The organism is Kitasatospora sp. NPDC001547 (assembly GCF_042894165.1).
In the GTDB taxonomy this organism is placed as follows: Bacteria; Actinomycetota; Actinomycetes; order Streptomycetales; family Streptomycetaceae; genus Kitasatospora.
Map to the genome: position 1 here is coordinate 1 of NZ_JBIAVL010000019.1, position 13827 is coordinate 13827.

The following is a 13827-nucleotide window of genomic DNA, read 5'->3' on the forward strand; positions in this document are numbered from 1 at the left end:
CCGCAACGCCGTCGTCATCACCCGCACCGACGGCCCCACCGGCCCCACCCTCGTCGCCTACGTCACCCCCCCCCCCCCCCCCCACCCCCCCCCCCCCCCCCCCCCGCGCCCCCCCCCCCCCCCCCCCCCCCCCCCCCCCCCCCGCCCCCCCCCCCCCGGCCCCGTCCGCGGCGAGTTGCAGCGGGTGGGGGAGCGGCCGACACTCGCAGGTGGGAGCGGTCGTGCCGACCGGGGGTCGGCCCCCGCCCGCCGCCGGGGGAGATGGGAACGGTCATGGCGTACGAGCCCGAGAGCCCCTTCCGGTCGCCGATCGTGGGCGACCTCAACCTGGCCCCGCCCGGGATCGCGTTCCGGGCGGCGGGGCAGGACGACGCGGAGCAGCAGGTGCCGATGCTGATCGAGCTGAACCTGCGCTACCCCGGCGGGCTGCAGGTGGTCCGGGACGAGTTCTACGCGCTCTGGGGGCACTACGCGGGACGGTCCCACGGGTGGTGGCCCGAGGAGGTCAGCTCGGGGAGCCATGTGCAGCCCGAGGTGCCGCAGGGGCTCGCCCTGGTCGCACCGAAGCTGTACCAGACGGTCCTCTCCCGTGCGGACCTCGGCGAGCTGGTGGAGGACGACCGGCAGACCGCGATCCTGACCGGGCGGCCGCCGGTCATCTTCCGGGTCTGGCCGGACTACCCGCTGTATCCGCAGATCGACCGCTCGGCGCCCACCGTGAAGGCCAACGCCGCCTGGCGCGCCTACGACGCGCGCGGCAGCGGGATCGTGTGGGCGGTCATCGACAGCGGCATCGACGCGACCCACCCGCACTTCTCCCGGCTGGAGCTCGCGGCCGAGGGGCGGGGCGAGGACCTGCCGCACGGGCGGACCAGTCGGCTGCACCGCGACTTCAGCTTCCTGGTGAACCCGGACGACCCCGCGGCGCGGCCGGCCGGCGGGGCGGCGGACGACGACCCGGCGTCGCCGCGCAACCCCGCGTCGCCGCTGGTGGACGACAGCGGGCACGGCACCCACGTCGCCGGGATCATCGCGGGCTGCACCCCGGACGGCATGACGCCGCGGGTGGCCACGCCGGACGAGCCCCGGGACAGCGGATACGTGGCGCGGGCCGGCGCGGACCGGCTGTCCGGGATGGCGCCGGCCTGTGAACTGGTCAGCATCAAGGTGATGAGGCGCAGCCGCCAGGGCACCTTCGTCACCTCCTCCAGCGCGGTCATCCGCGCGCTGACCTACCTTCGGACCGAGGTCAACGTGGACCCGGCGGTGCTGCGCGTGCACGGCGTCAACATGAGCCTCGGCTGCGAGTGGCGGCCGGACCAGTACGCCGCGGGCCAGTCCCCGCTGTGCCAGGCCCTGGGCCAGGTGGTCGCCTCCGGCGTGGTCGTGGTGGTCTCCACCGGCAACTACGGTGCCCGGCGGGAGGCCGCCAACACCTCGGCGGTGATGGGGTCGATCACCGAGCCGGCCCACGCCGAGGACTGCATCGCGGTCGGCTCCACCCACCGGGAGGCGCCGCACGCGTTCGGCGTCACCTGGACCTCGGGCAAGGGGCCGACGCTCGACGGGCGGATGAAACCCGATGTCGTGGCGCCCGGCGAGTGGATCGCCTCGGCCGCCACCGGCGACGTCCGGGCCACCGCCGGGCTGACCCCTGCGCCGGCGGACCCGGTTCCGGAGAGCCTGCTGACGTACGCCGAGCAGTCGGGCACCTCGATGGCGGCGCCGCACGTCTCCGGGGTGATCGCGGCCTTCCTGTCCGCCCGCCCGGAGTTCATCGGCCGGCCGCGGCAGGTCAAGGGCCTGCTCACCGCCTCCGCCACCGACCTCGGCCGGGAGCGGTACGCCCAGGGGGCGGGCCTGGTGGACCTGATGCGGATGCTGGCGAACGTCTGACGACCGGACGTCCGAGCAGGCGGGCAGATGAGCGGACCAATCGACAGGCGGACGAACGGAAGGACGGACGAACGGAAGGACGGACGAACGGAAGGACGGACGGATGAACGGCCACCCGGAAAGCCATCCGAAAGGTCACGATCGATGAGGCGACTGCCGACCGACGAGCCCGTGTGGGACCTCACCTTCGACGAGAAGGGGAAGCTGACCGCACCGGCGGCGGGCGACTTCCTCGACGAGGTGACGGCCGAGGGGCTGACGGACCTGTTCGTGTTCAGCCACGGGTGGGGCAACTCCGCCCAGCAGGCCCGCGAGCTCTACGACACGATGTTCCCGCTGATCCGGGAGGCCGGAAGCGGCGCCGCGAGCCTCGGCACGGTGGGGTTCGCGGGCGTCTACTGGCCCTCGCTCTGGTTCCCGCCCACCCCGGCGACCCCGCCGACGGCGGTCGCCGCGCCCCAGGCCGGGGGCGGCGCCGTGGCGGGCCCCGACGCCGGAACGGCCGCCGTCTCCGGGACGGACATCGCGCTGTCGCTGGCCGAGGGCTTCGCCGACCCGGAGCAGCGGCGGACGGTGGCGGAGATCGGCCGGCTCATCGACGAGGGGGAGGCGGCGGCCGGTACCGGGGAGAGCGACCCGGCCAAGGAGCAACGCCTGGCGCGGATCCACGAGTTGGTCCGGTCCCTGGTGCCGCCGCCCGCGCCGCACGGCGAGTTCGAGGACTCGGGCGAGACCGCGCTGCTGCTGGACGCCGATCCGAGGACGGCGTACCAGGCCGCCGCCGAGGCCTTCGGCAGCGCGCCGCCCGGCTCCTCCACCCAGGGCGTCGGCGACTGGTTCCGCAACGCCGTGAACGGGGCGAAGGACGCGCTGCGGGTGCTCTCGTACTCGATCATGAAGGCCCGGGCCGGGGACATCGGCCGGGGCGGCCTCGGGCCGCTGCTCGCCGGCCTGCACGGCCGTTCGCCCGGCCTGCGGGTGCACCTGGTCGGCCACAGCTTCGGCGCCCGGCTGGTCTCCTTCGCCCTGGCCGGCGTCGGCGCGGCCGCCGACAGCCCGGTGGCCTCGCTGCTGCTGATCCAGGGCGCGTTCTCGCACTGGTCCTTCGCCCGCGCCCAGGACAACCCCTTCGGCAGCGCGGGCGCCCTGAACACCGTCGCGGACCGGGTGCACGGCCCGCTCGTCGCCACCCACACCGTCCACGACTGGGCGGTCGGCGTCTGGTACCCGAAGGCCTCCTTCCTCGCCCGTCAGGACTCCGAGGCCGACGTCGCCGGGCGCTGGGGCGGCATGGGCGCGGACGGGTACCAGGCCGTGGCGCCGGCCGAGGACCGGCTGATGCCGGCCGACGGCGGCGGCGACTACGGCTTCGCGCCCGGGACCTTCTACCGGGTGAACGCCGCCGCCGTCATCAACGACGTGAAGGGCCAGCCGTTCGCGGGGGCGCACTCCGACATCTGCAAGCCCCAGGTGGCCGCGCTCGCGGTGGCCGCCGCGACGGCGGGCGGGTAGCAGGGGCCGTGGCGGCGGGGGAGCGAGGCGGCGGGGGGTGAGGCGCGGCTACCCGCCGAGGGCGCGCCGTCGCAGGTAGCCGAGGATCGTCCGGGTCACTGATCGGGGCCGGCCGGGCCGGTTCAGCCGGATGCGGGGGCGAGGGCGCCGGTGAGGTGGTCCAGGGCGACGTGGGCGTGCAGCCGGACGCCGGTGACCAGGGTGTCGTCGTCGGCGTAGAAGCCGGGGTTGTGGTTGAAGGCCGTGCCGCGGCCGCCGGGGGTGGGCCGGAGCCCGCCGTCGGCGGTGAACTCCAGGTCCTGGACGCCGAGGAGGACGTAGAGGCCGCCGTAGGCGTTGACGAACTCGGAGACGTCGTCGTAGCCGAGCGTGGGAGGGGTCGGTACGACGCGGTCCGGGCCGACGACGCGGCGGAAGGTGGGCAGCGCGGCGTCGAGCCACTCCTTGCGGTTGTGCACGGCGGGCACCTCCTGGAGGTAGTCGGCGGTGGCGGTGCAGTGGTAGGCGGCGGCGGTGTTCTCGGCGAGGGTCGTCAGCCGCTTCTGCAGATCGGCCATGTCGGCCTCGACCGAGCAGCGGATGGTGCCCCACAGGGTGACGGTCTCGCCGATGATGTTGAAGCGGCCGACGTCCTCGACATGGCCGATGGTGACGGTGACCGGGTCGACGGCCGGGACCTGCCGGTAGAGCTGGCCGATGCCGGTGAGCACCGCGCCCGCGGCCGGCATCGGGTCGACGCCCTCCCACGGGGTGGAACCGTGGACCTGTCGGCCGCTGATGACGATCCTGAGGAGGCAGGAGGCGCCGAACTGGTTGCCCTCCCGGTAGCCCACGTAGCCCTTGGGCAGCGGGACGACGTGTAGGCCGAAGACCATGGTGGGAGCCGGGTCGGCGAACACGCCCTGGCGCAGCATCTCCCGTGCCCCGCCCGGCTCGTCCACCGGCGGCCCCTCCTCGGCGGGCTGGAAGACGAACAGCACCGTGCCCGGCAGCTGTGCGCGGACCCCGGCCAGTACGGTGGCGGCGCCGAGCAGCATCGCCGTGTGGGCGTCGTGGCCGCAGGCGTGCGAGACCGGGAACGGGCCGCCGGGGTAGTCCGCGTCCACCAGGGCGGAGGCGAAGGGCTCCCCGCAGAGGTCCTGGACCGGCAGCGCGTCGGTGTCGGCGCGCAGCGCCACGACGCGCTCCCCGGGCGCTCCGCCGCGCAGGACGCCGACGACGCCGTGACCGGCGATGCCGGTGCGCACCTCGTCCAGGTCCAGGGAGCGCAGGTGCTCGGCGACGAGGTCGGCGGTGCGGCTCTCACGGTTGGAGAGCTCCGGGTGCTGGTGCAGGTGCCGCCGCCAGGCCACCACCTGGGCGGCTCCCCGGGCGGCGCGGCGGTCGAGCTCGGCGTGGACGGCGTGGATCGGGGCGGGCATCTGCGGCCTCCGGCGAGGGGTGGGCGGTCGACTCGACGCTAACCGAGGCCGGCGCCCCCGGCACCGCTGAACGCGGCTCGGCGCGCGGGGGCGCGGGGCACCCTCCGGATTGGTCCAGACCTCAAATGGTCCAGACCTATTGACGCGCCTTGCCGCCCCTCCTACGATCCGGACCGGCACAGCCCCACCTGTTTCCCCCACTTCACCCAGAGCCGGGCGTCACGCCCCCACGCGTCAGTCATGTCCATGACGCTCGGCGGAAAGGGAGCACAGCATGTTCCGTCGGAGGTCGCGCACTCCACGCCCGTCGGGCGGGTTCCGCCCCAGCCCGGACCCCGGCTGCCTCGACGGCGACCGGGCCGGCGGCGGGCCGCTCCCGGCCCCCGGCCTGCGGCGGGCGGCCGTGCGGCGCACAGCGCCGGTGAACCGGACAGGTCCCGCTGCGCCCGGACCGGCCGTCCTGCGGCGCTTCCTCGCCGGGGTGAGCGCCGCCGCTGTCGTCGGGGCCGGCATCGCCGTGGCCGGGACCGTCACGGCCGGGGCCGCCACCCCCAACCTGGTGGCCAACCCGGGCTTCGAGAACGGGCTCTCCGGCTGGAGCTGCACCGGTGGCTCCGGCGCGGTCGTCGGCAGCCCGGTCCACTCCGGGGCCTCGGCGCTCAAGGCCACGCCGACCGGCCAGGACACCGCCCAGTGCACCCAGACCGTCAGCGTGCAGCCCAACTCCCAGTACACGCTGAGCGCCTACGTCCAGGGCAGCTACGTCTACCTGGGCGCCACCGGTACCGGTGTCACCAACGCCTCGACCTGGACGGCGAGTAGCGCGTCGTACGGCCAGCTCAGCGTCGGCTTCACCACCGGGGCGAACACCACCTCGGTGACGGTCTACCTGCACGGCTGGTACGGGCAGCCCGCGTTCTTCGCCGACGACGTGTCGCTCGCCGGCCCCGGTGGCAGCAGCCCCTCGCCGACCGCCACGGCGACGCCGACCACCACCGCCACGCCGACCACCACGGCGACGCCGACGACGACCGCCACGCCGACCACGACGCCGACCACGACGACGCCGCCGAACGAGACCTGCCCCACGAAGCCCAAGCCGTCGGGCAAGGTCCTGCAGGGCTACTGGGAGAACTGGGACGGCGCCCTGAACGGCGTCCACCCCGGCATGGGCTGGGTCCCCATCACGGACAGCCGGATGGCCGCGCACGGCTACAACGTCATCAACGCCGCCTTCCCGGTGATCCTCTCGGACGGCACGGTCCTGTGGCAGGACGGCATGGACACCAACGTCAAGGTCTCGACCCCCGCCGAGATGTGCCAGGCCAAGGCGGCTGGGGCGACGATCCTGATGTCGATCGGCGGCGCCGCCGCGGGCATCGACCTGAGCTCCAGCACCGTCGCCGACCGGTTCGTGGCGACCGTCGTCCCGATCCTCAAGAAGTACAACTTCGACGGGATCGACATCGACATCGAGACCGGCCTGTCCGGAAGCGGCAACATCAACACGCTCTCCGCCTCCCAGGCCAACCTGATCCGCATCATCGACGGCGTGCTCGCCCAGATGCCCGCGGGCTTCGGCCTGACGATGGCCCCCGAGACCGCGTACGTCACCGGCGGCAGCGTCAACTACGGCTCGATCTGGGGCGCCTACCTGCCGATCGTCAAGAAGTACGCCGACAACGGGCAGCTGTGGTGGCTGAACATGCAGTACTACAACGGCAGCATGTACGGCTGCTCCGGCGACTCCTACCAGGCGGGCACCGTCCAGGGCTTCACCGCGCAGACCACCTGCCTGAACAACGGCCTGACCATCCAGGGCACCACGATCAGGGTGCCCTACGACAAGCAGGTGCCCGGCCTGCCGGCCCAGCCCGGCGCGGGCGGCGGCTACATGGACCCGGGCCTGGTCGGCCAGTCGTGGAACGCCTTCAGCGGCTCGCTGAAGGGGCTCATGACCTGGTCGATCAACTGGGACGGCTCGAAGGGCTGGAGCTTCGGCGACAACGTCAGGCGCCTCCAGGGCCGTTGAGGTCCCGCGGGCCGTACCCCGCCCGACCGCCGAGCCACCGCTGACACGCCTCCCGCGCCCCGGCCGCAGCCGGGGCGCGGGTTCGTGTTCAGGGCGCGGGCGGGCGCTCGAAGAAGGTCTCCAGGACGACGGTCGCCTGGGTGCCGCTCACGCCGTCGATCGCGTAGAGCCGCCGCAGGACGTCCTGGAGCTGTTCGGTGGTCGCCGTCCGCACCTTGACCAGCACCGAGGCGCTGCCCGCGATGATGTGGGCCTCCTCGATCTCGGGTATCGCGGTGAACGCCTGCGCCGATTCGCCCATCCAGGCCGTGGAATCCACCATCACGAAGGAGAGCACCCCGAGCCCGAGGCTCTTCGGGTCGACCTCCACCGTGGTGCGGCGGACCACCCCGCGCTCGCGCAGCTTGCGCACCCGCTCGTGCGCCGCCGCCGTGGAGAGCCCCACGGCCCTGCCCAGCGCCGCGTACGGCTGCCCGGCGTCGTCCTGCAGCAGGGCGAGCAACGCGCGGTCGGTGTCGTCGAGGTGATCGGAAGTCATGGTGGGACCCTACCGCGTTCTGTCATACTCCGACTGGCCGGAAGGCATCCGGCACAAGTCGATACGGGGTGAACGATGTCTGGCTCCATCGAGTTCGAGCTGTACGAGGTACTGGACGACCGGTTCCGCCGCTGCGCCAACGGCGACATCCGGCTGGAGAAGCTGTACGGCGACTGCCGGTGGGCCGAGGGCCCGGTCTACCTGCCCGCCTGGCGCCAGGTGGTCTGGAGCGACATCCCCAACGACCGGCTGCTGCGCTGGGACGAGGCCACCGGCACGGTCGGCGTCTTCCGCTCACCGGCCGGGCACCCCAACGGCAACACCCTCGACCGCGAGGGCCGGCTGATCAGCTGCGAGCAGGGCAACCGCCGGGTCACCCGCACCGAGCACGACGGCCGGATCACCGTCCTCGCCGAGCGCTACCGGGGCAAGCGGCTCAACTCGCCCAACGACGCGGTGGTCCGCTCGGACGGCGCGATCTGGTTCTCCGACCCGGACTTCGGCATCACCTCCGACTACGAGGGCCACCAGGCCGAGTCCGAGATCGGCGCCCGCAACCTCTACCGGATCGACCCGCAGAGCGGCGAGGTCCAGCTCGCCGCCGACGGCTTCGACGGCCCCAACGGGCTGGTCCTCTCGCTCGACGAGCGGCGGCTCTACGTCAACGACAGCCGGGCCGGGCACATCCGGCTCTTCGACATCGAGGAGGACGGCACCCTCACCGGCGACCGGATCTTCGTCAAGGGCGTCGGCTGCCGCTTCGACAACATCCGCTTCGACCGCGACGGGCGGCTCTGGGCGGCGGCCTTCGGCGACGGCGTCCACTGCTACGCCCCGGACGGCACCCTCATCGGCCGCCTCCTCGTCCCCGAGCCCGTCTCCAACCTCACCTTCGGCGGTCCGAAGAACAACCGGCTGTTCATCACCGCCACCACCTCGCTCTACTCCCTGGTGGTGTCCGTGACGGGTACCCACCGGGTCTCGTTTCGCTAGGCCTGTCCGGTGCCGGGGCCCTCGGTTGTTCGGCGTTTTGTTCAATGACCGAGGGCCGAACCAGAACAACCCCGGTGCGCTACACCAGTAGCGCGCGCCACACCCGTGTCGCGCGTCGGACACCGGCCGTGGGGATTTCACCAGATGACGACGCTCTGCATCGCGAACAACCGCACCGAGGAGATGGTCGGGGACCTCACCGGGATGACGCCGTCGGAGCAGCTGCTCGCCGGATGCGGGGCGCAGCGGATGCTCTGGTGGGCCCGGGACGGCGACGTCCTGGTGCTGCCCGGGAGCCCCGACCCGGAGTACCTGGCGTACGTCACCGGGCTGACCGGCGCGCGGGCCGACAGCCTGACCTTCGTGGTGCCGCCGCCGGGCGAGCGGGGCGACCAGGTGCTCACCGCCGACCGCCTGGCCGACCCGGGCTTCCGCGCGGAGCTGCGCCGCGTCCTGGCGGGGCGCTCCGTCGCCGAGGTGCTGGCCATCTCGCCGAACGCCGCGGTGGCCGAACTCGCGGCCGCCCTCGGCCTGGCGCACGCCATGCCCGGCCTGCCCTTCGCGGCGCAGGGCGGCAACGCCCTGGTGAACAGCAAGGCCGGGTTCCGGGCGCTGGCCGCCGGTGCCGGGGTGCCGATCCCGCCCGGTACGGTGGCCGGCTCGCCCGCCGAGGTCGAGGCCGCCGTCGAACACCTGCTGGCGCAGGGGCACAGCGTGATGGTGAAGGTCGAGTACCAGGCCGGCGGCCTGGGCAACGAGATCCTGGCCCGGGACGAGCGGGTGGAGGCGGTCGGCGCCGAGCGGGTGGTGCCGCTGCCGGACCGGGCCGCGGTGGCCGCGTACGTGGCCGAGCGGTGGACCTGGCTCACCGGCGGGCGCGGCCAACGGGTCGTGGTGGAGCGGTACTTCGCCGACTCCGCGCCGCTGTACGCCCAGTTCCTCCTGGACGACGCGGCCGTGGTGCCGGCCGGCTGCGGGGAGATGCTCATGCGGCCGGTGGTGGCCGGGGAGATCACCCCGCCGGTCACCCCGGACGCCGACGTCACGGCCGAACTCGTCCGGCAGGGCGCCCGGTTGTGCGAGGCGCTGCGGGCGATCGGCTACCGGGGCACGGTCAGCGCGGACGCCGTGCTCACCCCCAAGGGCGAGATCTACTTCCACGAGACCAACGCCCGGCTCACCGGCTCCAGCCATCTGCACGACGTCTACCTCGGGCGCCTGCTGCGCGAGGAGCACCGCGGCTCGCGCTTCCTGCTGGAGCTCGGCGGCCTCCGGGTGCCCTCCTTCGCCGAGGCCCTGGCGGCGGTCGGCGCGGCCGGGCTGGCCTTCGACCCGCGGACCGGCACCGGCGTGCTGTTCAGCAGCGACTTCGGGCCCGCCGACGGCTCGGTGATGTACTGCGCGGTCGCCGAGAGCCCGGAGGCCGCCCGGGCCCTGGAGGCCGCGCTGCTCGCGCTGTTCGCCGGGACGGAACCGGAGGCGGACGAGGCGGCGGACGAGGCAGTGGACGAGGGGGCCGCCGCGGCCGCCGGGAGCCGGATGCGCGCCCTGGTGATCCACCGCTACGGCGGGCCGGAGGAGCTGCGCATCGCGACGGTGCCCCAGCCGGTGGCCGCCCCGGGCCGGGTGCTGGTCGACGTCACCCTGGCCGGGCTCAACTACGCCGACCTGGAGATCCGCGCCGGCGAGTACCTGCAGCTCCCGCTGCCGGCGGTGCTCGGCGTCGACGTGGTGGGGCGCCGCCGCGCGGACGGGAAGCGGGTCGTCGCGCTGCTGCGCACCGGCGGCGGGTACGCCGAGGTGGCCGCGCCCGAGGCGGCGCACACGGTGGAGGTGCCGGACGGGGTGGACGACGCGCAGGCGCTCGCGCTGCTGGAGCAGGGGGCGACGGCCTACGGCGCGCTGACCCTGGCGGGGCGGCTGCGGGCGGGCGAGACCGTCGCGGTGACCGCTGCGGCGGGCGGGGTCGGCCACCTGGCGGTGCAGTTGGCCAGGGCGCTGGGCGCGGGCCGGGTGGTCGCCCTGGCCTCCACCCCGGAGAAGCGGGAGTTCCTCCGCTCGCTCGGCGCCGACCTCGTGCTCGACCCCGAGGACCCCGAGCTGGCCGGGCGGCTCGCGGAGTCGGGCGGGGTGGACCTGTTCCTCGACTCGGTCGGCGGCCCGGTGCTGCGCGCCGGGCTGGCCGGGCTGGCCCCGTTCGGGCGGCTGGTGTCGGTCGGGGCGCGGGAGGGCGTGGTGGACACCTTCACGATGACCGAGCTGACCGAGGGCTCGGCGGGGGCGCAGGGCTTCTGGCTCAAGCACGTCCTGACCGACCGGGCACTGTTCGAGGGCATCGCGGACCACCTGTTCCGGCTGGCCGTCGAGGGCCGGGTGGTGGCGCGGATCGACCGGACCGTACCGCTGTCCGGGGTGGCCGCGGCGCACCGGGCGATGGCCGCCCGGCAGACCGTGGGCAAGGTGCTGGTGGACGTCCACCGGGAGGCGTGAGCGACGCCTGAGGGAGGGCGGCCGACCGGCCGCCCTCCCTCAGGCGCGCGCCGGGCCCGACGGCGCAGACCGTCGGGCCCGGCGGTGCGTCAGTACCCGGCGACCTCGTCCAGGCCGTGCCCGCGCAGCGGCACCAGGAAGCTGCGCTCGAACACCACCACGGCCTCGCCGGTGGACTTCGTCCCGGTGGTGCGGCAGCGCACGATGCCCTGCCCGGGGCGGCTCCCGGACAGCCGCTTGGCGAGGGTCTCGGTCTCCGCGTAGAGGGTGTCGCCGGCGAAGACCGGGTGGGTCATCCGGATGTTCTCCCAGCCCAGGTTGGCGATGGTGCGCCCGCTCGTCGAGCGGGCGGTCATCCCGCCGACGATGCTGAGCGTCACCAGGCTGGAGACGATCGGCTTGCCCCAGGGGGTGTGCGCGCTGTAGGCGGCGTCGATGTGCAGGGGGGCGTCGTTCATGCTCAGCATGCTCATCAGCACGTTGTCGAGCTCGGTGACGGTCCGTCCGGGGCGGTGCTCGACCACCTCGCCGACCTCGAACTCCTCGTAGTAGCGCCCGACCACCTCGCGGTAGCGGCGCTCGCCGATCCGCCGGTAGCCGGCGGGTTCGGTGGTGTCCATCGCGGCTGCTCCCAGGTCCTAGAGGTCGGCGGTGAGTTCCTTGACGTGGCCGGCGAACTCGCGGATCAGCCGTTCGTCCATGTCGGCGCGAAGCATCAGCCGGAGCCCGGCCTCGCCCTTGGGCACGATCGGGAAGAACACCGCGGAGCTGTAGAAGCCGCGCTCGAAGAGCTGGGCGGACAGCTTGACCGCCCGCTCGCCCTCCCCGACGTCGACCCGGCGCACCGGCAGGCCGTTGCCCGCGAAGGTGGTCGGCAGCAGCTCGTCGAAGAGCTCGATGTTGCGGGCCAGCTTCGCCTGCAGCTCGCCCAGTTCGGGGGAGCGGTGGATGGCGGCGCTGGCCAGCGAGGCGCCGACCATCGGCAGCGGGATGTTCTGCGACCAGCCGATCGGGCCGGCGTGCCGGTGCAGGAACTCGAACTGCTCGCGGTTGCCGAGCATCGCGACGCCGCCGCTGGTGCCGAAGGCCTTGCCGAGGCTCGCGGTGATCACCGTCAGCGGGTTCATCTCCAGCCGGGAGCGGACGTAGCCCTCGCCGCGCTCGCCCGCGATGGACAGCGAGTGGGAGTCGTCGATGTAGAGGAACAGCCCGTAGCGGTCCTGGAGTTCGAGCAGTCCGTCGAGGGCCGCGGTGCCGCCCATCGAGTAGGCGCCGTCGGCGACGTAGGCGACCCGCGGGTACTTGCGGCAGACGTCCTCCAGGTAGTTCAGGTCGTTGTGCGGACAGGTCAGCACCAGCGACTCGTCCCCGCAGACCGGCTTCATGTACGCCATGCAGAAGTGGCAGAAGCGGTCGAAGACCATCACCCGGGGGCCGCCGCCGCCCTGACAGGTGCCGTCCAGGTGGCCGGAGGCGATCAGCGGCAGGATGCCGGCGGTGAGCGTGGTACAGGACGCCCCCGGCAGGATGTGGGCGCCGAACAGCTCGCCGAGCTCCTCCTCCAGCCGCACCAGCAGGCTGTGCCGGATCCGGGTGGTGGAGAGGACCAGCGAGGTGCCGCGGGCCTCGGTCAGCGCCTCCACCGCGCCGGCCAGGACCGCGGGGTGGTTGTTCAGGCCCAGGTACGAGCAGGAGACCATGTTGGCGAACTCGTGGCCGGTCTCGCGGACGGTCAGCCGGTTGTTGGACTCCGAGTCCGCCGTGATGCCGATCAGGCCGTGGGCGGCGGCGGCCTGCCAGACCGGGTCGGCGGCGGCCAGCATGGCCTCGGCGTTGCGGTACCGGCGCGGGCCGAGGACGGTTTCTTCGGTCATCGTCACTTCTCCGTCATGGTCGGGATGTCGGTGGGCGAGTCGCCCTGGGGGTGGTGCGAACCGAGGGGCCGGGCCGGGACGTCGGGCCGGGGCGGGTCGAACTGCTCGATCAGCCGCTGCGAGGCCTCGAAGAACGGCATGCCGACCATCACCCCGTCCACCACGGTGACCGAGCGGCCGGTCTCCAGGCCCGCCGCGACCACCCGGCGGGCGCGCTCCAGCAGGGCCTCGTCGGGGCTGAACATCTCGTTGATCAACGGCAGTTGGCGCGGGTGGACGGCGATCTTGCCGCTGAACCCGAAGTCCCGGGCGAGCCCGGCCTCCCGGCGCAGCCCGGTGAGGTCGGTGACCTCGAAGAACGGTGCGTCCATCGCCTCCACCCCCGCGGCGCGGGCGCTGTTGACCACCCGGGCGCGGGCGTGGGCCAGGGCCTCCCAGGAGAGCCGGGCGCCGACCGCGAAGGCGTAGTCCGCCGAGCCGAAGACCAGCCCGCGCAGCCGGTGCCCGGCGGCCGCGATGGCGGGCGCGTGCTCGATGCCCAGCGGGGTCTCCACGACGGCCAGGAACTCCGTCTCCGGGCAGTCGGCGGCGAGCGCGCCGGCGGCGATTTCGACGTCCCGGGGGGACTCCGCCATCGGGATCAGCACCAGGTCCGGCTTGACCCGGTACCGGGCGATGGCGATCAGGTCGCGCAGACCGTCCGGCCCGGACAGGGTGTTGATGCGCACCGCGCTGCGCGCGAGCTTGGTGGACGGGAGGGCGAAGAACTCCTCGGCGAGCCGACGGGCCTCCTCCTTCCGGGTGGGTGGGACCGAATCCTCCAGATCGACCATGGCGATGTCGGCCCCGGACTGGTGGCTCTTGGTGTACCGCTCCACCGCCATCGCGGGTGTGGACAGGAGGGAACGGCAGTACCGCGTGAACCTCATGGATATCTCCGAAGTCAGCGAGGGCTGCGGGTTCCGGTTCTATCCCACCGGCTTTGTTCGGCGCCGTGCGGCTGGACATTGAACATCAACTCGGAACAACCGACCCGCACGCACCATTGTTTGACGCCAATGGTGCTGTGCA

At 73.6% G+C, this 13827-nt stretch carries 10 protein-coding genes and 1 pseudogene; 6 read left to right on the plus strand and 5 right to left on the minus strand.

Annotated elements, in window-relative coordinates:
• Positions 1 to 273 precede the first annotated feature (273 nt).
• Positions 274 to 1896: a S8 family peptidase gene (locus ACFY0X_RS28305; RefSeq protein ID WP_387758715.1), complete on the plus strand. Its 1623-nt coding sequence runs from the start codon at positions 274 to 276 to the stop codon at positions 1894 to 1896.
• Positions 1897 to 2040: 144 nt separating this feature from the next.
• A complete protein-coding gene (locus tag ACFY0X_RS28310; protein WP_387758717.1) occupies positions 2041 to 3408 on the plus strand; it encodes a hypothetical protein in 1368 nt (455 codons plus the stop codon).
• A gap of 122 nt (positions 3409 to 3530) precedes the next feature.
• Here ACFY0X_RS28310 and ACFY0X_RS28315 read toward each other — a convergent pair whose 3' ends face one another.
• On the minus strand, positions 3531 to 4829 hold the full coding sequence (locus tag ACFY0X_RS28315; protein WP_387758718.1) for a M20 family metallopeptidase: 1299 nt from the start codon (positions 4827 to 4829) through the stop codon (positions 3531 to 3533).
• A gap of 274 nt (positions 4830 to 5103) precedes the next feature.
• Here ACFY0X_RS28315 and ACFY0X_RS28320 point away from each other — a divergent pair.
• Positions 5104 to 5718, plus strand: a pseudogene (locus ACFY0X_RS28320) (carbohydrate binding domain-containing protein); the annotation flags it as partial.
• A 42-nt stretch (positions 5719 to 5760) separates the two neighbouring features.
• Positions 5761 to 6861, plus strand: coding sequence for a chitinase (locus tag ACFY0X_RS28325; protein WP_387758821.1), 1101 nt, complete (start codon positions 5761 to 5763; stop codon positions 6859 to 6861).
• 88 nt (positions 6862 to 6949) lie between these two features.
• On the opposite strand, the gene ACFY0X_RS28330 is transcribed toward ACFY0X_RS28325, so the two are convergent.
• A complete protein-coding gene (locus tag ACFY0X_RS28330; RefSeq protein ID WP_387758720.1) occupies positions 6950 to 7399 on the minus strand; it encodes an Lrp/AsnC family transcriptional regulator in 450 nt (149 codons plus the stop codon).
• A gap of 75 nt (positions 7400 to 7474) precedes the next feature.
• On the opposite strand from ACFY0X_RS28330, the gene ACFY0X_RS28335 reads away from it, so the two are divergent.
• Together ACFY0X_RS28335 and ACFY0X_RS28340 are read left to right on the plus strand one after the other, a co-directional pair.
• The gene (locus tag ACFY0X_RS28335; RefSeq protein ID WP_387758722.1) at positions 7475 to 8392 is read left to right on the plus strand and encodes an SMP-30/gluconolactonase/LRE family protein; all 918 of its coding nucleotides are present in this window, start codon (positions 7475 to 7477) and stop codon (positions 8390 to 8392) included.
• A gap of 144 nt (positions 8393 to 8536) precedes the next feature.
• Positions 8537 to 10882, plus strand: a complete 2346-nt coding sequence (locus ACFY0X_RS28340; protein WP_387758723.1) for a zinc-binding dehydrogenase — start codon at positions 8537 to 8539, stop codon at positions 10880 to 10882.
• 89 nt (positions 10883 to 10971) lie between these two features.
• On the opposite strand, the gene ACFY0X_RS28345 is transcribed toward ACFY0X_RS28340, so the two are convergent.
• From ACFY0X_RS28345 to ACFY0X_RS28355, 3 genes are read right to left on the minus strand one after another with little or no spacing between them, the layout of a single operon-like run.
• The gene (locus tag ACFY0X_RS28345) at positions 10972 to 11502 is read right to left on the minus strand and encodes a MaoC family dehydratase (RefSeq protein ID WP_387758725.1); all 531 of its coding nucleotides are present in this window, start codon (positions 11500 to 11502) and stop codon (positions 10972 to 10974) included.
• 18 nt (positions 11503 to 11520) lie between these two features.
• Positions 11521 to 12756, minus strand: a complete 1236-nt coding sequence (locus ACFY0X_RS28350) for an aminotransferase class I/II-fold pyridoxal phosphate-dependent enzyme (RefSeq protein ID WP_387758726.1) — start codon at positions 12754 to 12756, stop codon at positions 11521 to 11523.
• Positions 12757 to 12758: 2 nt separating this feature from the next.
• Positions 12759 to 13685 (minus strand): HpcH/HpaI aldolase/citrate lyase family protein, encoded by a 927-nt coding sequence (locus ACFY0X_RS28355; RefSeq protein ID WP_387758727.1) that lies wholly within the window; start codon positions 13683 to 13685, stop codon positions 12759 to 12761.
• Between the last annotated feature and the right edge of the window lie 142 nt (positions 13686 to 13827).